The organism is Aeromonas sp. 603404 (assembly GCF_049171775.1).
GTDB lineage: Bacteria > Pseudomonadota > Gammaproteobacteria > Enterobacterales > Aeromonadaceae > Aeromonas > Aeromonas veronii_A.
The window spans coordinates 25,532-52,494 of the sequence record NZ_JAAKPE010000014.1 but is presented as its reverse complement, the minus strand read 5'-3'; the positions used below and the strand labels follow the sequence as shown (position 1 = coordinate 52,494).

The 26,963-nt window shown below is 57.3% G+C and carries 27 protein-coding genes; 14 read left to right on the top strand and 13 right to left on the bottom strand.

The window, feature by feature from the left end; genetic code table 11:
* Positions 1-14: 14 nt before the first annotated feature.
* From G5306_RS16760 to G5306_RS16740, 5 genes are all read left to right on the top strand, one after another.
* The gene (locus G5306_RS16760; RefSeq protein ID WP_216951894.1) at positions 15-1,628 is read left to right on the top strand and encodes a GGDEF domain-containing protein; all 1,614 of its coding nucleotides are present in this window, start codon (positions 15-17) and stop codon (positions 1,626-1,628) included.
* A 148-nt stretch (positions 1,629-1,776) separates the two neighbouring features.
* Positions 1,777-3,132 (top strand): nucleotide 5'-monophosphate nucleosidase PpnN, encoded by a 1,356-nt coding sequence (ppnN, locus tag G5306_RS16755; protein ID WP_019445906.1) that lies wholly within the window; start codon positions 1,777-1,779, stop codon positions 3,130-3,132.
* Between the two features lie 135 nt (positions 3,133-3,267).
* The gene (xni, locus tag G5306_RS16750; RefSeq protein ID WP_106842360.1) at positions 3,268-4,068 is read left to right on the top strand and encodes a flap endonuclease Xni; all 801 of its coding nucleotides are present in this window, start codon (positions 3,268-3,270) and stop codon (positions 4,066-4,068) included.
* 159 nt (positions 4,069-4,227) lie between these two features.
* Positions 4,228-5,235 carry an isocitrate dehydrogenase gene (locus tag G5306_RS16745; RefSeq protein WP_421231396.1) on the top strand — a complete coding sequence of 336 codons (1,008 nt, stop codon included), beginning with the start codon at positions 4,228-4,230 and terminating at the stop codon, positions 5,233-5,235.
* Between the two features lie 117 nt (positions 5,236-5,352).
* On the top strand, positions 5,353-5,811 hold the full coding sequence (locus G5306_RS16740) for a hypothetical protein (protein WP_043819010.1): 459 nt from the start codon (positions 5,353-5,355) through the stop codon (positions 5,809-5,811).
* An 82-nt stretch (positions 5,812-5,893) separates the two neighbouring features.
* Here G5306_RS16740 and rlmM read toward each other — a convergent pair whose 3' ends face one another.
* The 6 genes from rlmM to dinB form a co-directional block, all read right to left on the bottom strand.
* Positions 5,894-6,988, bottom strand: a complete 1,095-nt coding sequence (gene rlmM / locus G5306_RS16735; RefSeq protein ID WP_005338617.1) for a 23S rRNA (cytidine(2498)-2'-O)-methyltransferase RlmM — start codon at positions 6,986-6,988, stop codon at positions 5,894-5,896.
* Positions 6,981-7,367, bottom strand: coding sequence for a DUF423 domain-containing protein (locus G5306_RS16730; RefSeq protein ID WP_216951896.1), 387 nt, complete (start codon positions 7,365-7,367; stop codon positions 6,981-6,983). Before G5306_RS16730 ends, rlmM begins: the two co-directional genes overlap by 8 nt.
* Positions 7,368-7,418: 51 nt before the next feature.
* Positions 7,419-8,048 carry an alpha/beta family hydrolase gene (locus tag G5306_RS16725; RefSeq protein WP_421313238.1) on the bottom strand — a complete coding sequence of 210 codons (630 nt, stop codon included), beginning with the start codon at positions 8,046-8,048 and terminating at the stop codon, positions 7,419-7,421.
* On the bottom strand, positions 8,041-8,961 hold the full coding sequence (locus tag G5306_RS16720; protein ID WP_185227590.1) for a transcriptional regulator GcvA: 921 nt from the start codon (positions 8,959-8,961) through the stop codon (positions 8,041-8,043). The genes G5306_RS16725 and G5306_RS16720 overlap by 8 nt, the downstream gene beginning before the upstream one ends.
* Positions 8,962-9,245: 284 nt before the next feature.
* Complete coding sequence (locus G5306_RS16715; protein WP_421172784.1) at positions 9,246-11,387, bottom strand: methyl-accepting chemotaxis protein; 2,142 nt, start codon at positions 11,385-11,387, stop codon at positions 9,246-9,248.
* A gap of 66 nt (positions 11,388-11,453) precedes the next feature.
* Entirely contained in the window at positions 11,454-12,509 is a 1,056-nt protein-coding gene (gene dinB / locus G5306_RS16710) for a DNA polymerase IV (RefSeq protein WP_323913059.1), read from the bottom strand.
* A gap of 131 nt (positions 12,510-12,640) precedes the next feature.
* On the opposite strand from dinB, the gene G5306_RS16705 reads away from it, so the two are divergent.
* A complete protein-coding gene (locus G5306_RS16705) occupies positions 12,641-12,847 on the top strand; it encodes a hypothetical protein (protein ID WP_101530802.1) in 207 nt (68 codons plus the stop codon).
* Between the two features lie 111 nt (positions 12,848-12,958).
* Here the strand turns inward: G5306_RS16705 and G5306_RS16700 are convergent, their stop codons facing one another.
* Positions 12,959-13,519, bottom strand: coding sequence for a DJ-1 family glyoxalase III (locus G5306_RS16700; RefSeq protein WP_101530803.1), 561 nt, complete (start codon positions 13,517-13,519; stop codon positions 12,959-12,961).
* A 37-nt stretch (positions 13,520-13,556) separates the two neighbouring features.
* Positions 13,557-14,510 carry a ketopantoate reductase family protein gene (locus G5306_RS16695; RefSeq protein WP_216951899.1) on the bottom strand — a complete coding sequence of 318 codons (954 nt, stop codon included), beginning with the start codon at positions 14,508-14,510 and terminating at the stop codon, positions 13,557-13,559.
* 201 nt (positions 14,511-14,711) lie between these two features.
* On the opposite strand from G5306_RS16695, the gene G5306_RS16690 reads away from it, so the two are divergent.
* Positions 14,712-15,194 carry a YajQ family cyclic di-GMP-binding protein gene (locus G5306_RS16690; protein ID WP_216951900.1) on the top strand — a complete coding sequence of 161 codons (483 nt, stop codon included), beginning with the start codon at positions 14,712-14,714 and terminating at the stop codon, positions 15,192-15,194.
* Positions 15,195-15,291: 97 nt separating this feature from the next.
* On the opposite strand, the gene G5306_RS16685 is transcribed toward G5306_RS16690, so the two are convergent.
* From G5306_RS16685 to G5306_RS16665, 5 genes are all read right to left on the bottom strand, one after another.
* A complete protein-coding gene (locus G5306_RS16685; protein ID WP_216951901.1) occupies positions 15,292-16,134 on the bottom strand; it encodes an outer membrane protein OmpK in 843 nt (280 codons plus the stop codon).
* Between the two features lie 156 nt (positions 16,135-16,290).
* Positions 16,291-17,670: an AmpG family muropeptide MFS transporter gene (locus G5306_RS16680; RefSeq protein WP_421313235.1), complete on the bottom strand. Its 1,380-nt coding sequence runs from the start codon at positions 17,668-17,670 to the stop codon at positions 16,291-16,293.
* Between the two features lie 174 nt (positions 17,671-17,844).
* Positions 17,845-18,420 (bottom strand): peptidylprolyl isomerase, encoded by a 576-nt coding sequence (locus G5306_RS16675; RefSeq protein WP_421313279.1) that lies wholly within the window; start codon positions 18,418-18,420, stop codon positions 17,845-17,847.
* A 2-nt stretch (positions 18,421-18,422) separates the two neighbouring features.
* Positions 18,423-19,007 (bottom strand): YajG family lipoprotein, encoded by a 585-nt coding sequence (locus G5306_RS16670; protein ID WP_421313233.1) that lies wholly within the window; start codon positions 19,005-19,007, stop codon positions 18,423-18,425.
* 17 nt (positions 19,008-19,024) lie between these two features.
* Positions 19,025-20,158: a methyltransferase gene (locus G5306_RS16665; RefSeq protein WP_227341205.1), complete on the bottom strand. Its 1,134-nt coding sequence runs from the start codon at positions 20,156-20,158 to the stop codon at positions 19,025-19,027.
* A gap of 203 nt (positions 20,159-20,361) precedes the next feature.
* Between G5306_RS16665 and G5306_RS16660 the strand changes: the two genes are divergently transcribed.
* The 7 genes from G5306_RS16660 (at position 20,362) to nqrF (ending at position 26,963) form a co-directional block, all read left to right on the top strand.
* Complete coding sequence (locus tag G5306_RS16660; RefSeq protein WP_227341207.1) at positions 20,362-20,676, top strand: BolA family protein; 315 nt, start codon at positions 20,362-20,364, stop codon at positions 20,674-20,676.
* A 451-nt stretch (positions 20,677-21,127) separates the two neighbouring features.
* The gene (locus G5306_RS16655; protein ID WP_421209761.1) at positions 21,128-22,471 is read left to right on the top strand and encodes a Na(+)-translocating NADH-quinone reductase subunit A; all 1,344 of its coding nucleotides are present in this window, start codon (positions 21,128-21,130) and stop codon (positions 22,469-22,471) included.
* A gap of 3 nt (positions 22,472-22,474) precedes the next feature.
* Positions 22,475-23,704, top strand: coding sequence for an NADH:ubiquinone reductase (Na(+)-transporting) subunit B (locus G5306_RS16650; RefSeq protein WP_216951905.1), 1,230 nt, complete (start codon positions 22,475-22,477; stop codon positions 23,702-23,704).
* A complete protein-coding gene (locus G5306_RS16645) occupies positions 23,694-24,482 on the top strand; it encodes a Na(+)-translocating NADH-quinone reductase subunit C (RefSeq protein WP_005343676.1) in 789 nt (262 codons plus the stop codon). The genes G5306_RS16650 and G5306_RS16645 overlap by 11 nt, the downstream gene beginning before the upstream one ends.
* Positions 24,475-25,107, top strand: a complete 633-nt coding sequence (locus G5306_RS16640; RefSeq protein WP_033114212.1) for an NADH:ubiquinone reductase (Na(+)-transporting) subunit D — start codon at positions 24,475-24,477, stop codon at positions 25,105-25,107. Before G5306_RS16645 ends, G5306_RS16640 begins: the two co-directional genes overlap by 8 nt.
* 3 nt (positions 25,108-25,110) lie before the next feature.
* On the top strand, positions 25,111-25,707 hold the full coding sequence (gene nqrE, locus G5306_RS16635; RefSeq protein WP_227341212.1) for an NADH:ubiquinone reductase (Na(+)-transporting) subunit E: 597 nt from the start codon (positions 25,111-25,113) through the stop codon (positions 25,705-25,707).
* Positions 25,708-25,739: 32 nt separating this feature from the next.
* Complete coding sequence (gene nqrF / locus G5306_RS16630; protein WP_216951907.1) at positions 25,740-26,963, top strand: NADH:ubiquinone reductase (Na(+)-transporting) subunit F; 1,224 nt, start codon at positions 25,740-25,742, stop codon at positions 26,961-26,963.

Here is a 26,963-nt window from a genome sequence, read left to right as displayed (position 1 = left end):
AGGGCGACCTGATAATGAATGACATCGCTGCCGTAGCAGGACAATTGGCCAGGCTCAGGGAATCCCTCCAGCAAAAACAGCTGGAGCTCGACGGCGTTCTCTCCTTTTCCGATGCAGAGCGAGCTCGTGGCATCCAGTTTATCAACAAGCTGATGCTCTCTTGCCGCGGCTTCGATCGTGAGCTGGACAATCGCTTCGCCAAGCTCAAGCAGAGACTGGATAGCAATCCCGCATTCACCTCGCTGGATGCAGAGCTACTTGCCATCGAGAAGTTGCTGCAGCAGCACAGCAATGCACTGGAAGAGTCGCTCACCCTGACCCAGGCAGCCATTGATCTTGGCTCAAAACAGCTAAAAACCATCAAGGGCTTCCCGGAAGAGACCCGAAAATCCCTCAAGGAATTTCTGAAAAGCCCCGCCGGCTATGGTATTGCCGATCATCAAAAGAAGGTGATCCGCCTGCTTGAATTCTATCAGCAGGCGATCAAGATCCAGCTGCTGCCAAGCCAGCCACTGTCCGGCTCTTCAGCGCCCCAACAGCAAGAGAGCGAGCCCGGTTGTGAACCCCAACCTGATGTTGAGCCGTTTGACCTCAAAGATCATGCGCGTATCGCAGACGAACTGCAGCGGCTGATCACCGAACTTGATTTCGCCGGTTCAATTGGCGAGAGCCTCGGGGATATCCGCCGTCAACTGCTGATCGGCATCAATCCTGCCATGCTGGCAGAGACCTGTATGCAGGTCATCGAACTTATCATCGAAGGCACCCGCGAGGAGCGCAAAGCCTCCCGCGCCTTTCTCAGCTCCCTCAACGAGAGCCTGTCAGCAGTGCATGTCGGCTTTACCGAATCCCTCGATGAGGGGCGTGCGCTACAAAATGAAACCCGTGAAACCCGCGAAGCTCTGGTCTGCGAACTGCAGGCGATCGACCACTCCCTGGCCAGCCATAACTCCATCGATGCGCTCAAGCGTGCCATCTCCGGCCATATGGGCGCCATCAATCTGCTGCTGCAAGAACGGGAAAGTACCGCAGCACGGGAACGTCACCTGCTCACCCGCCTCTCCACCATGGAGTCCAAGCTGCGCTTGATGAAGGATGAGACCGCCGAATACAAGAAGCGGCTGACCATTCAGAAGCACAAGCTGTTCCTCGACAGCCTGACTCAGGTACACAACCGGGCCGCCCTCGACGAGCGGCTGGAGCAGGAGTTCAAGCGCTGGCTTCGCTACCGCACTCCGCTCTGCATGGCGATCATCGACATCGATCACTTCAAGAACATCAATGACAATTATGGCCACATGGCCGGCGACAAGGCGTTGAAGGTTGTTGCCAAAGCGCTGCAGAGCGCCCTGCGTGACACTGACTTCATCGCCCGTTTCGGCGGCGAAGAGTTCGTGGTGCTGCTGCCCAATATCAACCCGGACAAGTTCCAGAAGCCGCTGGAAACCCTGCGCCAGACCATCAAGAGCATCCCGTTCCGTTTTCGCGATGCCAAGGTGGAGATCACCATCTCCATCGGCGCAACCCTGTTCAAGGATGGTGACAACCCCTCCGATGTGTTCGAACGGGCGGACAGAGCGCTCTACCACTCCAAGAACGCAGGTCGGGATCAAGTGACACTGGCCTGAGTTGTGACTAAAAAAACAGCGAACAGTCGTCGCCCTATTTCCCTCCCCCCTCCGTTGCCACTACTATCAAACTCAGGGGATGCAACATGGCATCCCTTTTCTCCCCAGGGAAAAAACACAACGATAACAAGTGAGTAAAGGGGAACCTATGATTACGCACATCAATCCCGTTGGCAGCATGGATTTGCTGTCACAGCTCGAGGTGGATCGCCTCAAGCAGACTGCCTCCAGCGATATCTATCAACTGTTTCGCAACTGCTCGCTGGCGGTGCTCAATTCCGGCAGCCATACCGACAGCTCCAAGGAGATCCTGGAGCGCTTCAAATCATTCGACATTCATGTGATCCGGCGCGAGCGCGGGGTCAAGCTGGAACTGTTCAACGCCCCCGAGCACGCGTTCGTCGATGGAGAGATCATTCGCGGTATTCAGGAGCACCTCTTCTCGGTGCTGCGCGACATTCTCTATGTCTCCAACCAGCTTGAATCGAACCGGCTGGTCAACCTCACCAATTCGACTCATATCTCCAACGTGGTGTTCGCCATCCTGCGCAACGCCAAGGTGATCCTGCCTGGCGCCGATCCCAACCTGATCGTCTGCTGGGGTGGCCACTCCATCAACGAGATCGAGTACCAGTACACCCGCGCCGTGGGCAGCGAGCTGGGCTTGCGTGAGCTGAACATCTGTACCGGTTGCGGCCCGGGAGCCATGGAGGGCCCGATGAAGGGGGCCGCCGTCGGCCATGCCAAACAGCGGGTGCGCAACGGGCGCTACATCGGCCTCACAGAGCCCTCCATTATCGCGGCCGAGCCGCCCAACCCCATCGTCAACGAGCTGGTGATCCTGCCGGATATCGAGAAACGGCTGGAAGCATTCGTGCGTCTGGGCCATGGCATCATCATCTTCCCGGGCGGGGTCGGCACCGCCGAAGAGCTGCTCTATCTGCTCGGCATCATGATGCATCCGGCCAACGAACGACAACCCATGCCCATCATCCTGACCGGCCCGAAAGAGAGTGCCGACTACTTCCGAGCCATCGATGACTTCATCAAGGCGACCCTCGGTGAACCGGCGACCAAGCTCTACCGGATCATTGTTGGCGATGCACCGGAAGTGGCCCGAGTGATGAAGGAGGCGATGCCGAAAATCCGCGAATACCGCAAATCGGTCGGTGATGCCTACTCCTTCAACTGGTCCCTCAAGATTGAGCCGGAGTTCCAGCTCCCCTTCGAACCGGATCACGCCAGCATGGCCAGTCTGGATCTGCACCGCAACCAGCCGCCCCAGTTGCTGGCCGCCAACCTGCGTCGTGCCTTCTCCGGCATCGTCGCCGGCAACGTCAAGGAAGGGGGCATTCGCGCCATCGAGAAGAAGGGCCCCTTCAAGCTGCACGGCGACAAGGAGCTGATGCACCTGATGGACAAGCTGCTGGAGAGCTTCGTCAAGCAGCAGCGGATGAAGCTGCCGGGCAGTCAGTATGTGCCTTGCTACGAAATCGTCCGCTAGGGTACAGATACATCATCGACAGAGGGGCGCATCGGCGCCCCTCTTTATTGGCGCTATGCCTTCCCGACCGCCATCAATCCCCCATAAGGCGAGTGGTTTGTTACAATGGGGCGTCCCGACCGCCAAGAGTGCCCCATGTCAACTATCCGGCCACACCTGCTCATCATCGATGCCCTCAACCTCATTCGCCGTCTGCACGCGGTACAGGCCCAGCAGGCACTGACCCCTGCCCAGGCGCTGGTTGCAACCCGCGCCAACCTTATCAATACCTGCCGCAAGCTGCTGGCCAATAGCGAGCCGACCCATGTCATTGCCGTGTTTGATGGCGAGGTGCATAGCTGGCGCAAGGAGGTCTATCCGGCCTACAAGGAGGGGCGAACTCCCATGCCCCCCGAACTGCGTGAGGGGTTGGCGACCCTGCAGGATGCCTTCTGGGAGTGCGGTGTCGATGCCCTGCTCTCCGAGACCGATGAAGCGGATGACCTTATCGCCACCCTCGCCAGCGGCATCGCCAGCCATGGCCATCAGGCGACCATCATCTCCACCGACAAGGGCTTCTGCCAACTGATCTGCCCGCAGATCCGGGTGCGCGACTACTTCAACAAGCGCTGGCTGGATGCGGCCTTCGTCCAGCAGCAATATGGGGTAGCCCCTGCTCAGCTGGTCGACTTCTGGGCCCTGACCGGTATCAGCGGTTCCAATATCAAGGGGGTTCCGGGGATCGGCCCCAAGACCGCCACCCAGCTGTTGCAGCAATATGGCAATCTGGCAGCCATGCTCGAAGCCTGTCAGCAAGAGGATGCCGCCAAGCCACTGCTCAAGCTGCGCCAGCATCAGGATGAGGCCCTGCTGGCCCAGCGGCTGGTGCGCTTGCAGCGGGATATTCCACTGGGATTCAACCTGCGGGACATCCGCTACCCGCCCCAGCCGGACTAAATGGCCGAACAAAAATGCAGGCAAGGGGGCGAACCATGACGAGACTCACCCTCGCTGTTGATGAAAGTGAGTAGAATGTAAAGGAATGTGGTTGGTTTGCTGAGTAAATGCTATAAAACAGCCCCATCCTCCCCTATACCCTGGAAGTGGAACCCTCTCATGTCCAAAAGAAAAATTACCGTGATCCCCGGCGACGGCATCGGCCCCAGCATCATTGAATCAGCCATCCAGATCCTGACCCATGCGGGTTGTGACTTTGAGTACGAATACGCTGATGCGGGTCTGGTTGCCCTCGAGAAGCATGGCGAGCTGCTGCCCCAATCCACCCTGGATCTGATTGAGAAGAACAAGGTGAGCCTGAAAGGGCCATTGACCACACCGGTCGGCGGCGGTTTTACCTCCATCAACGTCTCCCTGCGCAAGAAGTTCAACCTCTACGCCAACGTGCGCCCGGTCATCTCCTTCAAGGGCACCAGAAGCCGTTACGACAACATCGACATCATCACAGTGCGTGAAAACACCGAAGGGATGTACTCGGGTGTAGGCCAGAAGCGCAGTGATGACAACAAGAGCGCCGAGGCGATGAGCATCATCACCCGCGAAGGGGCCGAGCGCATCGTCAAGTTCGCCTTCGAGCTGGCCCGTCAGGAAGGTCGCAAGAAGGTCACCATCATCCACAAGGCGAACATCCTCAAGTCGACCTCCGGCCTGTTCCTCGAAGTGGCACGTGAAATCGCCAGCCACTACCCGGATATCCAGAGCGAAGAGATGATCGTCGATGCCGCCTGCATGAATTTGGTGATGTATCCGGAGCGTTTCGATGTCATGGTCACTACCAACCTGTTCGGCGACATCCTCTCGGATCTCTGCGCCGGTCTGGTTGGCGGTCTCGGCATGGCGCCCGGCGCCAACATCGGCGATGGCGCGGCCATCTTCGAAGCGGTCCACGGTTCTGCGCCTGACATAGCTGGCAAGAATATCGCCAACCCGACCTCGGTGATCCTCGCCTCCATTCAGATGCTGGAGTACCTCGGCATGCAGGATAAGGCAGAGCGGATCCGCGAGGCAGTACGAGCCACCATCGAATCCGGTGATCGGGTCACCCGCGATCTGGGTGGCACGGCTTCCACCAGCGAATTCACCCAGGCCATCATCGATCGCCTGTGAGTTAATTAATTGATTTTAAAAGGGAGCTTCGGCTCCCTTTTTTATATTTCCGAATCCTTTGCCACTCCCTAAACAGCAACTATGTTCAATAGAGAAGAAGAACAGGGAGTGTTTTTCATGAAGGGATACGGGTGCTATCTGGTTTCGGGTCTGATGCTGGTGTGTGGTACTGCAAGTGCCTTCGAACAGGATCAACAGACCCAAACTGCCAAACTGCCACAGCAGGAAAAACGGACTGCCACCGAGGTATGGCGTTCAAGCCTGGATACCAACGACCTGCTCAAGGCACCCAAACCCCTGTCATTTGGTATTGAAGTCTCCACCGACAACTTTGGTAATCAAAAGATCACCTCCTACCCGCAGCTTAATCTGACCCCGGAAAAGAGCGTCAGTCTGTCGGTCGAACGCTTCAGACCCAAGGTCAAGTTCAAGGCTGGCGGAATGAACACCGCCCTCAGGCTGAGAGGAGACGGGATAAAGATGCAGTTCAATCCGGTAGACAAAACCATCCCGCTGCAGATAGAGATCAAGGTGACCGACGACGAATCCTCCCTGCGCCTCGATTACCGTTTCTGATATTTTCCGGCAGCCGAATAGCAAAAGGCCGACAGCTTTCCCTGTCGGCCTTGGTATTTATCGTACAGGCAGAACTGCTACATCACGCCTTGGGCTCGAGTTTGGAGACCCAGTACTTGTTGTAAACATGCACGGTGATCTCTTCTCGATCGTGATAGAGCTGCTTGGCCTGGATCACGAACGCGTTGTCGATCTCCTTGAGCATTTCGCGCAACACCTCGATATTGTGTACCGATTCAGCATAACGCTTCTTCATCGGCAGCTTGAGGTTGAACATCGCCTCCTGGCAGTCGCCCTCACGGAACCAGTCTGCAATCATGTGAACGACCCGCGCCGGTTTATCGACCATGTCGCACACCAGCCAGTAGGTGTTCTTCTTGCTCGGACGCCAGACGAAACCGTCATCCCGGATATGCTTGACCTGACCGGTATCCATCAGGGATTGGGCCATCATGCCGTTGTCGACCGCCGTCACCATCATGCCACGACGCACCAGCTGATAGGTCCAGCCACCCGGACAGGCACCCAGATCCACCGCCTTCATGCCTGAGCAGAGACGCACATCCCACTCTTCCCGCGGCACGAACACGTAAAACGCCTCCTCCAGCTTGAGGCTGGAGCGGCTCGGCGCATCGGCCGGGAAGCGCAGGCGCGGGATCCCCATGTGGAATCCGGAGTTGTTGAACGAATAGGAGTAGCCCAGCAAGACATGATCATTGGCCATGAAGAAGGCGTGGAACACCGGACGGTTTGGCGTCTCCTTCTTGGTCAGGATCTCGTTGCTGCGCAGCGCCTGACGAAGCGGCACGGTGAACTTGCGGCAGAAGGCCGACAGCTCTTTCGCTTCGTTGGTATCCGCGGTTTCGACCCGCAGATCACCGCAAATGGTGTAGTCACTCACCGCCTCAAGGATCGGGGAGATCCTGTCCGCGACATCCAGATCCTTCAACTCATGGGTGACCACCAGCATCTGGCGGATGAAGATGAGCTCCCGGAACGGCAGCTTGCGAGCCAGCAGGTCCGCCTGCTCCTCGTCATACAGTTCGAAGATCACATAACCGCTGTCGTCCTTGACCCGGGCGAAACCGTAGCACTGCATGTTACCGGCACGCTCGGTGATCTCTGCAGCCGCCTCTTTCTCAAAACCGGGGCGGCAATAAAGCAGCAGATTATTCATTTTTTCCTCCAAGACGACAGCCAGCCCAGATCAGGGCCGTCCATCCCAACATAAAACAGAGGCCACCGGCCGGGGTAATCAACCCCAGCCCCTTGCTGCCAAGCAGCACCATGGCGTAAATACTGCCGGAGAATCCGATGATCCCCAGCACAAAGGCGGTGCCAGCCAGCTGGATCACCCTGCTGCGCACACCACACCAGCCCAGAACCAGCAGGGCCAATGCGTGAAAAAACTGATATTGCACGGCGGTATTGAACGCCGCCAGACGCTCGGGCGTAATGCCGGTCGCCGCCAATCCATGGGCGCCATAAGCCCCCAGCATGGTGGCCGTCAACCCGAAGAAACCAGCCAGTATCAGCCAATGTCGATGAATCTGCATCCTCACTCTCCCTCTCTCATCGAGGCTGGCAATCAAACCAACCCTATCGTGCTATCCGTGCCGGGCCACAAAATGGCTGATGGCCGCCGCCGCATGCTGCATATTCTCCTGCTCACTCACACCACTGGCTTTACGCGGTTTGAAACCATGATCACCATCGGTCAACCAATGGACCGATACGGCGGGTGAGAAGGGGAAATCGGCCAGTTCGGCGCGACTACCGAAGGTGTCGCGCTCCCCCTGCAACAGCAGGGTTGGCACTGCAATGTGCTTGAGTACCTCGCCTCGCCAACTGTCGGGCTTGGCCGGAGGGTGGAAAGGATACCCGAGAATGAGCAATCCTGCAGCATTCATCTCACCCTCACCTTCACGATACAGTTCCGCCGCCATCCGCCCACCCATCGACTTGCCCGCCAGAAACAGCCGTGGATGGGCAAACTCGCGGATCATGTCGCGCCAATGGGCGAGCAGCACAGGCGCCCTGTCAGGCGGGCGGCGCTTGCCATCCTGTGCTCGCCTGGTCATGTAGGCAAAGTTGAAGCGCACCACTTCGATATCCGGCCCGGCCAGCAGGCGTGACAACTCGGCAAGAAAGGGGTGATCCATCCCTGCACCTGCCCCGTGGGCCAGCAAAATGCGAACGGGGGCATCAATTGCCCCCTCGCGGATCACCTCATGCATCGGCGAGCCTTGCCCTGCGACGCGCCTCTTCCTGCTCCACCAGCTCCAGCATCCAGTCGCGGAAGGCAACGATCTTGCCCTGATCCGACTGTTGCTCCTGGCACACCAGATAGAAAGCATTTTTGCTCACCAGCACCTGCTCGAACGGGCAGATAAGGCGGCCGGCCTCAATCTCGGGTTGTGCCAGCACGCTGTGGCCAAGCGCCACCCCCTGGCCGTGGATCGCCGCCTGGATCACCATGGTGGAGTGGCTGAAGATGGGCCCCTGATTGACGTTGGGGGCATCGATATCGAGCTGGCGGAACCAGGCCTTCCAGTCGCGGCGGGAGGTATCGTGCAGCAGGGTATGAAGAGTCAAATCTTGCGGTGTACGCAGTGGCTTGGATCCCGTCAGCAGCAAGGGGGAACAGACGGGGATCAGGTATTCGGTATGCAGCTTGTCACTACGCAGACCAGGCCAGTTGCCGCGCCCGTAGTAGATGGCCACATCCACATCATCGGTGAGCGACCCTTCATCGAGATCGACCGCCTTGATCCGCACGTCGATATCGGGGTGGCGCTCGCTGAACTTGACCAGCCGCGGCACCAGCCACTGGATGGCGAAACTCGGCTGCAAACTGACAGTCAACGCCCCCTTGGCACTGCGGGCCAGCAGCTTGTCGGTCGCCTCTGAGATGGAGGCAAAGATGTCCTTGATATCCAGGAAATAGCCCTGTCCCTCTTCGGTCAGCAACAAGGAGCGGTTTTTGCGGCGGAACAGCTTGATGCCAAGATACTCCTCCAGCGCCTTGATCTGGTGACTGATGGCAGCCTGAGTCACAAACAACTCTTCTGCTGCGCGGGTAAAGCTTAAGTGACGAGCCGCAGCTTCAAACGCCTTGAGGGCATTGAGCGGGGGTAAACGACGAGACATGACACCAGCCGACGATGAGTTTTTCTAATGGGGCGCATTATAATTTGTCGGTTGCGGGTCGACCAGTGAATAAACATAATTCGCCCAGCAATCAGTCGTCATATGGCTCACATTTTCTACTACGTGTTGGTTTACATGTGTTTTTAGTGAGTCTTTCGACTGTGATTGTGGTGTTGTGTTTCTTCCTCTGCGGGAAGAGGGGCTCAAATCTCACCGGTTTGACCCAGTCTGTCATCTGAATGTGTTTGGCGCCTCCAGCTGGATGGCGCCTTTTTTCATCCCTTCTATACCTTGAACTGCCCCACCAGCTGCTGCTGTTTGTCCGCCAGCGCAGAGAGCTCGCGACCATTTTCGGCGGAGGTCGCCGCCTCGGCCCGAATGGTGTGGCTCACATCGCGAATATTGCTGACATTGCGGTTGATCTCGTCTGCTACCCGACTCTGCTCCTGCGCCGCCCGGGCAATCTGCTCGTTCATCTGATGGATGGTGGAGACCGACTGGATGATCTGCTCCAGCACCTGTACCGAGAGATCTACCTTGGCAAGCGTCTCGTCAGCTTGGTCATGACCATCGCGGATAGCCTTGACCACGGCGCCGGTACCGGATTGCAGTTGGCTGATCAGGGTCTGGATCTCGACGATGGCATTCTGAGTGCGACCGGCCAGATTGCGCACCTCATCGGCCACCACGGCAAAACCTCTCCCCTGTTCACCGGCTCGCGCCGCTTCAATGGCCGCATTGAGTGCCAACAGGTTGGTCTGCTCGGCAATCCCCTGGATTACGATGAGGATGTCATTGATGTTGCCGCTGTTGGCCGAGAGATGCTCGGCTACCGGCTGGGCATCATTGATGATGGTCATCAGCTTGCGCATCGCCTCCTGGGTGTCAGCCACCACATACTTGCCTTCTTGCGCCGCGGCATCCGTCGTGTTGGCGGCAGTGACGGCTGCGCTGGCATTGCCCGACACCTGCATAGCCGTGGCACTCAGCTCTTCAAATGCCGTCGCCACCAGATCGATCTCCTGATACTGGGCCTGCATGCCGCTGCTGGTGCGCTCAGCCACTTGCGCGGCTCGCTCGGCACTGTTGCGCGTACCGGAGACGGTATCAATCACCTGACTGATGGTGGATTGCAACTTGTTGAGGAAGCTGTTGAACCACTTGGCCAGCTCGCCGATTTCGTCTTGCCGCTGGATCTCGATACGCTGGGTCAAATCCCCCTCACCGCTGGCGATATCCTTGAGGCGGGCAACCACGGCGCGGATGGGCGCCACAATCTGGCGCGCCATCAACCAGATAAAACTTAGGGCCACCAGCGAGATCAAGATGCCGATCAACAGTTGCGAGACCACGCTGCGACTGGCCTCGCTGGCCAGTTCATCCTGCAGTTGCTGGGCCGAGGCCAGCACCACGGTGCGCGGCAATTCAATGTAGATACCCCATTTACGTTCAGTGCCACGCATGGAGACCGGGACAAAGGTCTGCAACAAGGTGCCATCGCTGCTCCAGCGAGTCAGCTCCTGACCCTGACTGAGCCAGCCTTTCAGCTCGCTGGCCAGCCCCTGATACTTCTGATCCAGCCCACGCCCCATGGTCACATCGAACTCATCGGCTCCCGCCACGCGCCCCTCGTGACTGACCAGCAAGATTCTGCCCTTGCCGTCATAGAGCTCCTTGTCCATGGTACTGACCAGACTCTGCAAAGTGGCCAGCGAGATATCGACCCCGACCATCCCCAGCAAGGTCTCCTGCTCCAGTAGCGGGACCGTCACCGAGGTCATCAATATCTGTTTATCGCCCACATCGTCCAGATAGGGCTCCAGCAGGCAGAGGGCACGGGTGCGAATGCTGCAGCGATACCACTCGTTTTCGATGCCACCAGCCTCGGTCGGGCTCTCATCGGCCAGTACATCCTCATTCTGCACTTCCGGCTCTATCTTGCCGTTGTCATAGGCCCAGTAACTGGAAAAACGCCCCTTGTCGTTGGAACCCAGCGCCGTTGAGCCCTGATAGTTGCTGTCTTCCCCATCCAGCTGGTCAGGCTCGAACACCGCATAGACGCCGAGCAGGTTGGTCGATGAGGCTGCCGCATCGTGCAATTGCTGATTGATAGCCCCGCGCAGCGCCTCCGAATGAACGAAGTTGTCGGCCGCATTCTTGCGCTGGAACAGCACGCTCTCGGCCAGCAGACTGGCACGAAAATAGGCTTCATCAAGATAGCTGGTCACCTTGGCGGCCTGCTCTGACCCCATCGCTTTCATCCTGTTTTCGGCTGACAGCTGTGCCTCATGCATGGTGGCTTGCCGCACCTGGGACTGCATCTTGCTCGCGTTATAAATAGAGGAGGTGACCAGCGCAGCGGCCGTGACCAGCAGACAGCAACCGGCGATCAGGGTAATCCGTCCCTGGACAGAAAGAGCATTCATGCCAATATTCCTACTTCATGCAGATACAGGTAGATTATCGACTTTATAAACAAAAACTTAACCATCTCATAGCAAATCCAGCGAGAGTTGGTTTACTTCTCCCTCCTTCGGTAGCCCGACTACCAGTCCCAGCAGACGTATCGAACGCCCTTGTGCCCGCAGCAGCCCTTCCTTGAGCAGTGGTGTGAACAATGCGGCCTGATAGCCCCCTTGGCTGCGATAGACGGTAGTCTGATGGAAGTCGGCAAACTTGAGTTTAATCCCCTGCCCCATCACCTGCTCGGCAGGACACGCCAGCTGAAATCGCCGTTCCAGCTCAGGCAGCAGTTGCTGCAATACCTTCAGACAGGCCTCTTCGTCACAGAGATCGCTTGCCAGGGTGGTCTCCACCCCGATGGTTTTGCGGATCCGGTGCGCCTGCACCGGCTGTTCATCCAGCCCCCAGATCCGGGTCGTCAGCATCTCCCCCAGCTTGCCAAAACGGCTGCACAGCTCTTGTGCCGACAAAGCCCGCGCATCCTCACAGGTGTAGAGCCCCTGAGCCTCCAGCCGCTCGGCAGTCTTGCGCCCCACCCCGGGCAGTTTGCCGAGTGGCAGCTGACAGACAAATTCGGCCACTTCGTCGGGACGAATGACAAACAGACCATCAGGCTTGCGCTGCTCCGAGGCGAGCTTGGCGAGAAACTTGTTGGGGGCGACCCCGGCCGAAGCGGTCAATCCCAGTTCGGTGACGATGGCTTGCCGGATATCTTGCGCCATCAGGGTGGCGCTGCCACCACAACAGCGACTATGGGTCACATCGAGGTAAGCCTCATCCAGCGACAGCGGTTCAACCTGATCGGTATAGCGCAGGAAAATGGCCCTGAGCTGACGGGAGATATCCTTGTACACCGCCATTCGCCCCGGGATGAGTACCAGCGGTGGGCAGAGTTTTTTCGCCAGCGCGCTCGGCATGGCGGAGCGCACCCCGAACCGGCGCGCCACATAGTTGCAGGTCGAGATGACACCGCGCAGCTCGGAGGACCCACCGATGGCAAGCGGAACTTCCCGCAATGCGGGGTTGTCCCGCATCTCCACCGCGGCAAAAAAGCAGTCCATGTCGATATGGATGATCTTGCGCATACCACTGTATAAATAAACAGACATGGCATCATCTTACCCCAAGGATAACCACAGCTCTATCTCTCTCGTTACGGCTAAAATGGTAGACTCTAAAGAGACCTTAACCACCACAATGACAAGGAGCGTTCGGGATGAAATATCTTTGGCTGGGACTCTGTTTGCTGCCGCTGACCGGCATCGGCAAGAACAACCCGACGGCGGAGTGCCGCTGGTTGTACGACCGGATTGAGATACTGGAACAGGCCATCAAGAAAGGAGACACGCTGGGCACTCAGGAAGAGCTGGCACGCTGGCGTGAGGAATACAGCAAGAAACAGTGTTCACAATACGACTACTAAGCTTGGCAATATGATGTGGCCAACAACGGCAGACAACAAGCGGGCCCCGATCAAGATGACCGGGGCCCGGTTTTCAAAGCATGGCTAGTTTGATTCAGCAACAGAGTGCGCTCAAGGCAGCACCATAGGGCCAGCCACGGCGGTAGCCACATCATCCCCACGCAGCACCCGAACCAGTTCAAGCGCAAACTCGATGGCACTGCCCGGCCCCTGGCTGGTGATAAGGCGATGAGCCTCATCCCTGACGACCCGCTCATGTGACAGTTGCGATGTCGGTAGTCGGGACTGAAAGCCGGGATGACAGGTGACGATGGCACCATCCAGCAGAGCGTGATGTTGCAACACCACCACGGGGGCGGCGCAGATGGCTGCGCGCCAGCGACCAAGAGCGGCCTGCTCTTTGAGCCGTTCGATGGCCAGCGGGGTATCGCGGATCACTTCGCTGCCGGGCAAACCACCGGGTACCACGATGGCTTCAAAGTCCCGACGGGTCAGCTCGTCGATATGACAATCAGCCACCAGCTGCACCCCACGAGATGCCTTGATCTGACGCTCACCATGCGGGCAACAAGAGGCCAGCACCACCTCGATGCTGGCGCGCACCAGGGTATCGACAATCGCGACCGTCTCTATCTCTTCCGACCCGGGGGCCACCAGCACCAGTACACTCACGTTCGCCTCCTTGCAGCTTGCTCTGCCATGTAAAAGATCAGACGGCCTGACTCTTCTCTTTAATCGCCTGATAGAGACCCTGATTGACCGGTACGGCAATGCCATGCCGGGCAGCCTTGGCCAGCAGGAAGCCGGTGATGGCCTCAATCTCGGTCTCGCGTCCCAGCTCCATATCCTTATGCATGGAGGAGTAATTGTCAGCGGTCAGTTCCACCACTGTCATCACCCGACGCAGCAACTCCTCTGCCGTTGTTGCAACTCCTTCGGCGCACATCACATCCGCCACCTCCACGCAGATCTGCTGCAGGGCATCGGCAAAACGGGGGCCAGCCAGCTCGCCATTTTTCAGCTTGTAGAGGGCCGTCAGGGGATTGATGGCACAGTTGATGGCCAGCTTTTGCCACTGGCGTGCCACTATCTGCTCATCCCAACCCGCCTGACCCAATGCCTGCGCCAACTCATCTGCCAGTGATGCATGAGCCTTGGCCGCCTCGTTAAATGGCCCCAACCAGGTTTCCCCCTTGCCGGTATGACGGAACACGAAATGGCCCGCTTTCATGGCACCATGGCTGGTCACCCCGGCAATCACCGGGTTATGCGGGAACATCTGGACCACCTTCTCGGCAATCCCCATCCCGTTGTGCAGCAGTACGATCGGCACGCCAGCATCCAGATTGCCAGCCAGTGGAGCTAGGGCGCCAACCACCTGACTGGCCTTGGTCATCACCAACAGACGCTGGATTTTTCCCGGCTGGCTGGCAAATGCACGTTCGATATTGAGCAGCTGTACCTGCCCCTCCAGCGAAGTAAAGTCAAATCCGGGGTGCAGGGTAGATTGATGATGCTCACGCAACAAGACTCGAGTGGATTGACCACTGATGGTCAACAGGGAGGCAAAAACGCCGCCGAGAGCTCCGCACCCGAGCAGTGTCCACTTGGGCGCTACAGGTGGCATAACGGGTTGTCGGGAATTTTTTAATCCGCTTGGCATGATGTGACTCTGTCAGGGTAAGGGTTGCAATCCTCTCAACCTGTTACCGGGAATAAATGAAAAATAGCGCGAACGGACACTAACGGGTCCAATCTTCCTGTGCGCAGGGGATTCTAGCAGAGCACTCCCATCAAAATCAGCAAATTTGCCGTATTTCTGGTAGATTTGGCCCCCGATAACGCAACATGAGGAGCTTCGGCTATGCCGTCATTCGATATTGTCTCTGAAGTCAAAATGAACGAGGTGTTGAACGCTGTCGACAACGCTAATCGTGAACTGGCCACCCGTTTCGATTTTCGTGGGGTAGAAGCCAGCTTCGAGTTGAACAAGGAAGAGGTAAAACTGGAAGCCGATGCCGATTTCCAGCTCAAGCAGATGGTTGAAATTCTGCGCGGCGCCCTGCTCAAGCGCAACATCGAAAACAGCTCCATGGAAGTGGGTGACTCCGTTCACTCCGGCAAACGCTTCCACCTGACCGTCAAGTTCAAACAGGGGATCGAGAAAGAGATCGCCAAGAAGCTGGTCAAGCTGATCAAGGACTCCAAGATCAAGGTACAGGTCGCCATCCAGGGTGATGAAGTACGTGTCACCGGCAAGAAGCGTGACGATCTGCAAGAGACCATGGCACTGGTCCGTGGCGCCGACCTGGGCCAACCGATGCAGTTTCAGAATTTCCGCGACTGATGATGGGAGAGAAGGGCTCTCCCTTCTCCTCTTCTTTAATCGTCCGAGCATAAAAAAACCGGAGCAAATGCTCCGGTTTTTTGTTCCCCAAGTTTTATTAGAACTTGTAGGTAACAGAGAAGTAGTGGCTGAAGCCGGTGCTCTTCCACGGGGTACCGTCGTAGGCTTTGGAGCCATCTTTGGTACCGTAGGCATCCATGAAATACTTCAGGCCATAACCAACCGCGTAGCGATCGGAGTGCCAGTAGATACCGTGGAAGGTGGCCAGGTTGTCGCTGGTACGGTCAGCACGGTCATGGGTATCCAGGCCGAATTGATAATCCAGATAACCCTGGTAGGAGACAAAGCTGCCATTGCCGAAGGTATAGAAAGGCTTGAACCAGTTCATGGAGAACTGATAACCGTTCCACTCACCTTCTTCTTCGGTGAAGAACTGGTTCTCGGTGGCGTGACGTGCATACAGGTTCATGCCAACCTTGCCAAACCAGGGAACCATCACATCGGCACCCAGACCCAGCTGGTTTTCCATCTGCTTGTCACCAACGTTGTTCAGGTTGGCAATGTAAAGCTCTTGCACAGGACCAAAGGAGAGATCTTTACCTGTCAGCGCATCCAGAGACATACGCGGTGCAAACTTCATGAACAGGTTCTGACCATGGTGTTTATTGCTGTGACGGGAGTCGAAAATATCGAATACGTCGACGTAACCGTACAGGTCAAACAGGCCGGAGCGACCACCGAACTCCATCTCAAAATAGGTATCGTTGTAGTCCTCTTCACCGGTAGTGAAAGGGCGCTGGTCGATGGTGTGCATTACGTTGAACTGCATCCACTTGTAGTCATTCTTGTGGATATCACCGCTGTAGTCAGCAGCAAAGGCTGGAGTTGCGGCAGCAGCCAGCAGACCGGTAGCGATCAGAGTCTTGGTAAATTTGGCCATTTTATTGGTCTCTTGTGCGTTAGTTGAGGTTTTCCGTAGCCTGCCCACAAGGAGCGAGAGGAATTCTAATCAAATAAAATTGGGGGTGAAACAACTTCTCGGGAACTTTATCCGGAAGTGTGAATCTAATCACCCCCGATTCTACGCAAACGCTTGCTATTTGTCAGCAACTGAGAACAACTCACCCCCTTTACGGGCGACCAGCACAATCAACAACAACACGGGCAAGCCCAACAAACTGGTGCCGACAAAGAAGGCGCTGTAGCCAATCTGCTCCACCACCTGCCCCGAAAAACCGGCCAGCAACTTGGGCAGCAGCAACATCACCGAGCTGAACAGGGCGTATTGCGTCGCTGAAAACGCCACATTGGTCAGGCTGGAGAGATAGGTCACAAAAGCTGCGGTGGCGATGCCGGCGCTGAGGTTATCGAGCGAAATGATCAGGGTCAGCAGCTCCAGGTTGTGCCCAACCTGATGGAGCAGGGCAAACAGCAGATTGGTGCTGGCGGTGAGCAGCGCCCCGAGAAACAGGATCCGCAGCGTGCCAAAGCGCATCACCAGCACGCCCCCCAGTGCCGCCCCCACCAGCGTCATGATAACGCCAAACACCTTGGTGATAGTGGCGACTTCGGTCTTGCTGAACTGCATATCCACATAGAAGCTGTTGGACATCACCCCCATCACCACATCCGCAATCCGGTAACAGGCGATAAGCAAAAGGATCAGCAGCGCCGAGCGACCATAACGGCGAAAGAAGTCGGCAAACGGACTCCAGACCGCCTCATAACCCCAAGCTCCGGCACTTGCCAAGGGGGCGGGCCACCCCTTTCCCTGCAGCAGTGCCTTGCGCTCTGCCTGTTGTCTGCCCTGACCGGCCAGATCGATATCAGGTTCATGGCAGAACAGCGTGGTAATCACCCCGAGTGACATCAGACCGGCCATCACCAGATAAGTGATCTGCCAGCCACGATAGTCATAGCCGCTGTTGCTGCCAAACCAGGCTGCCAGCGCCAATGCGCCGGCACCGGCAATAATCATCGCCAGGCGATATCCGGTCATATAGGAGGCCGCCATCGCAGCTTGCAGCCGCTCCGGCGCAGACTCGATGCGATAGGCGTCGATCACGATATCCTGCGTGGCCGAGGCAAAGGCCACCAGCAGGGAAAACAGCGCCAGATGAATCAACCCACTCTTGGGATCACAAAGTGCCATACCGACCAGTGCACCAGCGATCAGCAGTTGGGAGAAGAGCATCCAGCTACGACGACGCCCCAGCAGTCTCGAAAGCAGTGGTAATGGCATGCGATCCACCAGCGGAGACCACATCCATTTAAAGCCGTAGGCTAGCGCCACCCAGCTCATGTAACCGATATCGGTCAGGCTGACATCGGCCTCGCGCAACCAGAATGAGAGGGTGCCAAATACCAGCAACAGCGGCAGACCCGATGAAAAGCCCATGGCAAAGAGAATGAGTACTCGGGCTTCGAGATAAACAGCGAGCGATTCCCGCCAACTCGGTGTGCGGATCATATTCAACTACCTGACAACTTTGGAAAAGTGCGTCATTTTGGCAGGTTGATGGCAGATAGCCAAGGCGGGTAAGGAGATAGGCACAAGAAGCCCGGCCAGAGAAAAGGCCCATCCCGAACGGGATGAGCCTTGAATGGTGGCGCGACGGGATCACGGTGACATACCGCATCCGGCGATGGGTTACTTGCCGGCTTTCTTGTCCGCCGGGGTTTCCGCCAGCAACACTACCTTCTTCAGGATGACAGGGCTGGTCGGCACATCGTTGGCACGCAAAATGGGGCTGTAACCGGTCTGTACCTGAGCCAGTTTGTCCAGTACCTCCATCCCCTGAACCACCTGACCGAACACGGTATAACCCGCAGAGCCGCCGGCGTTGAGGTTATTGTTGTCGACCAGATTGAAGTAGAACTGGCGAGTAGCGCTGTCGACCGCCAGGGTGCGAGCCATGGCGATGGAGCCACGCTTGTTGGGCAGACCGCCACGCGACTCGTTGACCACCGGCTCATAAGTTGGCAGTTGCTGGAACTGCTGGTTGTATCCCCCACCCTGCACTACGAAATCCTGGATCACCCGGTGGAAGATGCTGCCGTCATAGCTGCCATCAGCCACGTAGCGCAAAAAGTTTTTCACCGTCTGGGGCGCCTGCTTGGACGCCAGCTCCACCACGATATTGCCGTGGTTGGTCTCCATTCTCACTTTCGGGCCCGCGAACGCCAGCGGGGCGATCAACATGGCCAGCAACCAGAGTTTTTTCATCATCAGACACCTGCGCCGTTCGGTTGACCTTTAAGGTAACCGCGCAGCGCCTCATCGGCCATGATCTGCTGCAGCACGCTACCCAGTTGCAGGTTCAGTGTAGACTCGAGATCGGCCATACCGGGCTCGCTCGGACTCTCCTTGCTGGAGGACATGTTGAACTGCTTGGTCAGACGGTTACCCTGGAAATCGGCAATCACCTGCAGGCTGACACGGGACTTGGTGACATAGGTAAAGGTCTTCTCTTCCACATTGACCGCAGCACTGGAGATCACCAGCGTCAGGTTGGTGGTACCACTGTTGCCCACTTCCAGACCCTGACTACGCAGTCCTTCCGCCAGCCGTTCGGCCATCAGCAGATTGAGCGGACGCTCGCTGTTGACCAGCACCGGCGCTTTCTCCTTGTGTTTGATGGAGAAGACATAGGCAGCCTCACGCTTGTCTACCCCTTCCATGGTGATGCGATTGCCAGAATAGTATTGCTGGTTGGCGGGGATCACCTGCGGATTGAGCAGCGCCGTCTCCGGCCAATGAGTGGCACACCCGCCCAGCATCAGGGCGGCCAGCAGCAAGAGTGACTTTTTCATCATGGTTTCCTTTGGCTTTAGCGTTTGATGGCTTTCAAAATAACGAATTTGCTGTTCGACGCAACGACTTGTGCGTTGGCAAACAAGCGTTTGAGTTTGTTGTGATAATCCAGATGACGGTTGCCTACTATCCAGAGTTCACCCCCTTGAGGCAACACCCGGTGCGCATCGCTGAACATCTGCCAGGCGATATGATCGGTGATCGCCTGCAACTGATGGAAGGGAGGATTGCAGAGGATCCGATCCGCCGAACCGACCGCCACCCCGTCGAGACAGTTGTTGACCATAAAGCGGGCGCGCGGCAGAGCATCGGGCAGATTGTGCTCGACATTGAGCTGTGCCGAGGCAACCGCCATATAGGATTCATCGATAAAGGTCACCTCCACCTCGCTATCTTTGGCGAGCAGCGACAGACCCAGCACCCCGTTGCCGCAGCCCAGATCGATCACCTTGCGGGCACTGTGGATGGGCAGGTTGTCCAGCATAAAACGGGCACCGATATCGAGACTGGTGCGCGAGAAGACGTTGGCATGGTTGTGGATGAGCATGCCACTCCCCTCCAGCGGCCAGACAGTCGGGAAGGGGTTGGCCAGCGCGGGGCGTTCTGCCTGCGGCTCGCAGTGAATGAGACGCGCCTTCTTCCAGGCCAACGAGGTACGGGTAGGCCCCAGATACTTCTCGAACAACTTGAGGGTGGAGGTATGAATATCCTTCGCCTTGCCGGCAGCGATAACGCGGGTTGCCGGTGTCACCACCTCCCGCAGCGCCAGCAGTTGCTGCTCCAGCAGTGCCTGATATTTGGAGACCTTGATCACCACCAGCGCAGGAGCATCGGGCAGCGGTGCCAGCGCATCCTGCAAGGTAATCCCGCTCGTATCCAGCCCATTTTCGGCCAAATTGGCCATGGTAGCCCGCTCACTGATGTAGGAGTCGGTGACACAGCAGGGGGAGTGCGGATGCAGATAGGCGGCAAGCGCGCCAAAACCGTCATTCATGATGATGACGTGGCCCGCCTGCTCGAGGGGGGACTCCGCCAGAGTGTTGATCAGATATTCGTCAGCCGCATCCCAGGCTTGCAGTGTCTCCTGACTCTGGCGCGGATAGCGGTAGAGCGTGAGCTGGCAATGGGGAGTGTCGAGAAGGGTTTGCATAGGAAGAGTCCAACCTCGGCTTGATTCATGGATACAGGCGCCAGGGGCGACGCAAAGTGGCGCTATTCTAGCGAGGAGCAGGAATTTCACCAGTTCGGAGCGTGCCAATGAACGGATAGCAGGCGATTTTCCTTTTGCGGGGGCTTATTCCACACCTAGACAGCCGATAGAATGGCCCGACATTCACTCTGGAAGCTGATCCTATGACCATCCAACAACTGATTGAAGCCAAGCTGACGGCAGCCCTCTCCCCCACTCTGCTGGAAGTGATCAACGAGAGCCACATGCACCGAGTGGAGCCGGGCTCTGAGAGCCACTTCAAGGTGGTGATCGTCAGCGAACAGTTTGCGGGTCAGCGCCTTCTCTCTCGCCATCGTCAGGTCAACGCCATCCTGGCCGATGAACTGGCCGGCGCTGTCCATGCACTTGCACTGCATACCTACACGGCAAGCGAGTGGCAGGAGAAGGGTAAAGCACCACGCACACCAGCTTGTGTTGGCAACCCCTCGCACTCCTGAACGGCTAGCTGTCACCCATTGCTCTGACCCACCACCCTATGGGTGACAAACAAACAAAAATTAAACAAAAAGCCGCCAGCCTGCTGATCCTGACAACCATAAATAGGTATTTAATTCAGTTTTCCCTGGCGGCTTAGTCACAGCCTTACACAAGCATACCCCCATGGGGGTATTAAACTAAAAAAACCTTTAAAACCACAGCTTACAAGGAATTCAGGGGTTATTCATTGCAGGTTAATTTTGTGATGACGCAGGGATTTTGCCTATTTGGCATGGCAGAAAATGGGCCTTAAGTGGTAGACTCAAGCGCTTTTGAGTGACCTCGCATGTTGAATAATTGCTGAGCCTGACCACCCGGCGCAGCCACAACAGCGACTCATTCAACCACCCGTCGTGATGTATTTCTCGGCGCTAACCAACCTCTCTTCCCGTAACGGTAGTGCAATTAAGTATGATTACAATCAAAAGAGGACTGGACATCCCCGTGCTGGGTGCGCCAGAGCAAGTAATCTACGATGGCCCCGCCATCACCCGTGTTGCTACACTGGGCGAGGAGTTCGTGGGGATGCGACCTACTATGTTCGTCAAAGTAGGTGATCGCGTCATCAAAGGTCAGGAGCTCTTCGAAGACAAGAAGAATCCCGGCGTTAAATTCACGGCCCCCGCCACCGGCGTAGTTTCAGAGATCAACCGTGGAGCCAAACGTGTGCTCCAGTCTGTGGTCATCGACCTCGACGGCTCCGATGAACAGGTGACCTTCGAGCATTTTGCCTCTTCCGAGCTGGTCAAGCTCGAGCGCAGCAAGGTGCAAGAGATCCTGGTTGCATCAGGTCAGTGGATAGCACTGCGCACTCGCCCGTTCAGCAAAGTCCCTGCGGTTGGCTCAGCCCCGCGCGCCATCTTCGTGACCGCGATGGACACCAACCCGCTGGCTGCCGATGCCGAGCTGATTATCAAGGAACAGCCGCAGGCCTTCCTCGATGGTCTGGCCGTATTGACCCGCCTGACCGACGGCACCGTCTATGTCTGTAAAGGCGAAGGCAGTCTGCCTCACTCCTCTTTGGCTCAGGTCAAGGAAGAGATCTTCGTCGGTCCGCACCCTGCCGGTCTGCCGGGTACCCATATCCACTTCCTGGATCCGGTCAGCAGCACCAAGGTGCAGTGGCACATCAACTATCAGGATGTGATCGCATTCGGCAAGCTGTTCACCACCGGTCAGATCTGCACCGACAAGGTGATCGCCCTGGCCGGCCCGAATGTGCTCAAGCCGCGTCTGCTGCGTACCCGTCTGGGGGCCTGCATCAGCCAACTCACCAACAATGAGCTGCGTGCCGATGAAAACCGCGTCATCTCCGGTTCCCTGCTGAGCGGCGCCAAGGCTGAGGGTGTTCACGACTATCTGGGTCGTTACCACAATCAGGTCTGTGCACTGGGCGAGGGTCGCGAGAAAGAGTTCCTGGGCTGGATCAACCCCAGTGCCAACAAGTTCTCCATCACCCGCACCACCCTCTCTCACCTGATGAAGGGTCGCCTTATCAACTTCACCACCACTACCAACGGTAGTGACCGTTCCATGGTGCCTATCGGCAACTATGAACGGGTGATGCCACTCGACATCCTGCCCACCCTGCTGCTGCGGGACATGGTCTCCGGCGATACCGACGGTGCGCAAGCACTGGGTTGCCTGGAGCTGGATGAGGAAGATTTGGCCCTCTGTACTTTCGTTTGCCCCGGCAAGACCGAGTACGGCCCGATCTTGCGTGAGTGCCTGACCAAGATTGAACTGGAAGGTTAAGCGATGAGTTTCAAGCAACTTCTTGAAAATATGGAACATCACTTCGAACCGGGTGGAAAGTACGCCAAGTACTACGCCCTGTTCGAAGCGGCGTATACCCTGTTCTATACCCCGGGTAGCGTTACCCGCAATGCCGCCCACGTCCGTGATGCGCTCGATCTGAAGCGCATGATGATCATGGTGTGGCTGGCCGTGTTCCCGGCCATGTTCTGGGGCATGTACAACGTTGGCAACCAGGCCATCGCCGCCATTGCCCACATGGGCTCGGCAGCCGGTGCCAGCAGCTGGCAATATGCCCTGGCCACCATGCTGGGTGCCTCCCTCGATCCGTCTGTTGCCGGTATCGGCAGCAAGATGCTGATTGGCGCCACCCACTTCTTCCCGATCTACATCACCGTCTTCTTTGTCGGTGGTTTCTGGGAAGTGCTGTTTGCCATGGTGCGCAAGCACGAGATCAACGAAGGCTTCTTCGTGACCTCCATCCTGTTTGCCCTGATCGTGCCGCCCGAGCTGCCCTTGTGGCAAGCTGCGCTGGGCATCACCTTCGGTGTGGTAATGGCCAAGGAAGTGTTCGGTGGTACCGGCAAAAACTTCCTGAACCCTGCGCTGGCAGGTCGTGCCTTCCTGTTCTTCGCCTACCCAGGCCAAATCTCCGGTGACGCAGTCTGGGTTGCCGTTGATGGCTACTCCGGTGCAACCGCGCTGAGCCAGTGGGCTCAGGGCGGCCAGATGGCGCTGATCAACGGTGCCACCGGTCAGGCTATCAGCTGGATGGACGCTTTCCTTGGCAACCTGCCGGGTTCCATCGGTGAAGTCTCCACCCTGATGATCCTGCTGGGTGCGGCCATGATCGTCTATATGCGCATCGCCTCCTGGCGCATCATCGCCGGCGTGATGGTCGGTATGATCGCCACTTCCCTGCTGTTCAACGTCATCGGTTCCGATACCAACCCCATGTTCAACATGCCGTGGCACTGGCATCTGGTACTGGGTGGCTTCGCCTTCGGTATGGCCTTCATGGCGACCGACCCTGTCTCCGCCGCCTTTACCAACAAGGGCAAGTGGTGGTACGGCGCCCTGATCGGCGTGATGGTCGTGCTGGTTCGCGTGGTCAACCCTGCGTTCCCGGAAGGCATGATGCTGGCCATTCTGTTTGCAAACCTGTTTGCTCCCCTGTTTGACCACTTCGTCGCTCAGGCAAACATCAAGCGGAGGATTGCTCGTGGCGTTTAATAAAGACTCAACCTTCGGCACCATCAGCGTGGTCACCGGCCTCTGTCTGGCCTGTTCCATCGTGGTATCCGTTGCTGCCGTTGGCCTGCGTTCTACCCAAGAGGAGAACAAGGCGCTGGATAAACAGAGCAATATTCTCTCCGTAGCCGGCGTGGACATCAGCGATGTAGCCAAGCGCGATCTGGCCAAGCTGTATGGCGACAAGATCGAAGCCCGTCTGGTGGATCTCGCCACCGGTAACTTTGTTGACGGCGATGCCGACAACTTCGATACCAAACAGGCGGCCAAAGATCCGGCGCAAAACATCCGTCTGGCTGCTGCCGAGGACAAGGCTGGCCTGCGCCAGATCTCCAAGCTGGTTCCGGTGTTCTTCGCCAAGGATGCCGATGGCAAGATCGACAACATCATCCTGCCCATCTACGGTCAGGGTCTGTGGTCTACCATGTATGCCTTCGTCGCGGTTGCCGCTGATGGCCAGACTATCAAGGGCATCACCTACTATGACCACGGTGAAACCCCTGGTCTGGGCGGTGAAATCGAAAATCCAGCCTGGCGCGAGCTGTTTGTCGGCAAGAAGCTGTTCGATCAGGATGGCATGCCGGCGCTGCGCGTCATCAAGGGTCACGCTCCGGCGGGCTCCGAGCACGAGATCGACGGTCTCTCCGGCGCCACCCTGACCGGTAACGGTGTACAGCATACCTTTGACTTCTGGATGGGTCCCAAGGGCTTCGGTCCTTTCCTGGCCAAGGTTCGTGCAGGAGAAATCAACAATGGCTGACAAGAGCGAAATGAAAAAGTTGCTGTTGACTCCAGTGCTGGGCAACAACCCCATCGCCTTGCAGGTGCTGGGTGTCTGTTCCGCACTGGCGGTTACCAGCCAGATGAAGACAGCGTTTGTAATGACCCTTGCGGTCATGGCGGTCACCGCCTTCTCAAACCTGTTCATCTCCCTGATCCGCAACCAGATCCCGAACAGCGTGCGGATCATTGCCCAGATGGCGATCATCGCCTCGCTGGTTATCGTGGTTGACCAGGTGCTCAAGGCGTATGCCTATGACATCTCCAAGCAGCTGTCAGTCTTCGTCGGTCTGATCATCACCAACTGTATCGTGATGGGCCGCGCCGAAGCGTACGCCATGAAGAGCGCGCCGCTCCCCTCCTTCCTGGATGGTATCGGTAATGGTCTGGGCTATGGCGCCATTCTGCTGAGTGTCGCGACCGTGCGTGAACTGCTGGGCTCCGGCACCTGGTTTGGCATCGAGCTGCTGCCGCTGGTGAACAACGGTGGCTGGTATGTACCCAACGGCCTCCTGCTGCTGCCGCCGAGTGCATTCTTCATCATTGGTCTGATCATCTGGGGCGTGCGCACCAAGGATCCCAAGCAGGTGGAGGCGAAGGATTAAGGTATGGAACACTATCTGAGTCTGTTGATTAAATCGATCTTCATCGAAAACCTGGCACTCTCCTTCTTCCTGGGGATGTGTACCTTCCTGGCGGTATCCAAGAAGGTCAAGACCTCCATGGGTCTGGGTATTGCCGTTATCGTGGTGCAAACCATCGCCGTACCGGTCAACAACCTGATCTACAACTATGTGCTGAAGGCCGGAGCTCTCTCCCCTGACCTGGATCTGAGCTTCCTGAGCTTCATCACCTTTATCGGGGTGATCGCAGCGCTGGTACAGATCCTGGAGATGGCGCTGGACAAGTACTTCCCGGCTCTCTACAACGCGCTGGGCATCTTCCTGCCGCTCATCACCGTGAACTGCGCCATCTTCGGTGGCGTTTCCTTCATGGTGCAGCGTGACTACACCTTCGTGGAGTCTGTGGTCTACGGCGTGGGCTCAGGGGCAGGCTGGATGCTGGCGATCGTTGCGCTGGCGGGTATCCGCGAGAAGATGAAGTACTCCGATGTTCCGGAAGGCCTGCGTGGTCTGGGCATCACCTTCATCACCGCCGGTCTGATGGCGCTGGGCTTCATGTCCTTCTCTGGTATCTCCCTGTAATCGGCTTTCCTGCAATCAGAAAGGAACGATAGATGGAAATTATTTTGGGTGTGGTCATGTTTACCGTGATCCTGCTGGCACTGGTGGCAGTCATTCTGTTCGCCAAGTCCAAGCTGGTGACCGCGGGCGACGTGACAATCAGCATCAATGGTGACCCGGCCAAGGCTGTGACCAGCCCGGCCGGTGGCAAGCTGCTCGGCGTACTCGCCGGCAACGGTATCTTCGTCTCTTCCGCCTGTGGCGGCGGTGGCTCCTGCGGCCAGTGCAAGGTACGGGTGAAATCCGGTGGCGGCGACATCCTGCCGACCGAACTGGATCACATCAGCAAGGGTGAAGCCCGTCACGGCGAGCGTCTGGCCTGCCAGGTCACCGTGCGTGGCGACATGGACATCGAACTGCCGGAAGAGATCTTCGGGGTGAAGAAGTGGGAATGTACTGTTATCTCCAACGATAACAAAGCCACCTTCATCAAGGAGCTCAAGCTGCAGATCCCCGATGGCGAGAGCGTACCGTTCCGCGCCGGTGGTTATATCCAGATCGAAGCGCCGGCTCACCATGTGTACTACAAGAACTTCGATATTCCCGAGGAGTATCGCGGTGACTGGGATCGCTTCAAGATTTTTGAGCTGGAGTCCAAGGTCGATGAGCCGATCATCCGTGCCTACTCCATGGCAAACTATCCGGAAGAGTTCGGCATCATCATGCTGAACGTGCGTATCGCGACCCCGCCCCCGAGCAACTGGACTGCCCCTCCGGGACAGATGTCCTCCTACATCTTCAGCCTGAAGGCTGGCGACAAGGTGACTATCTCCGGTCCGTTCGGTGAGTTCTTCGCCAAGGATACCGATGCCGAAATGGTATTCATCGGTGGTGGTGCAGGTATGGCGCCGATGCGTTCCCATATCTTCGACCAGCTGCGTCGCCTGAAGTCCAAGCGCAAGATGAGCTTCTGGTACGGTGCCCGTTCCAAACGCGAGATGTTCTATGTCGAAGACTTCGACATGCTGGCGGCCGAGAACGAGAACTTCACCTGGAACGTAGCGCTGTCCGATCCGCAACCGGAAGACAACTGGGATGGCTACACCGGCTTCATCCACAACGTGCTCTACGAGAACTATCTCAAGAACCACGAAGCGCCGGAAGATTGCGAGTTCTACATGTGTGGACCTCCCGTGATGAACGCAGCCGTCATCAACATGCTCAAAGATCTGGGCGTTGAGGACGAAAACATCCTGCTGGATGACTTTGGTGGTTAA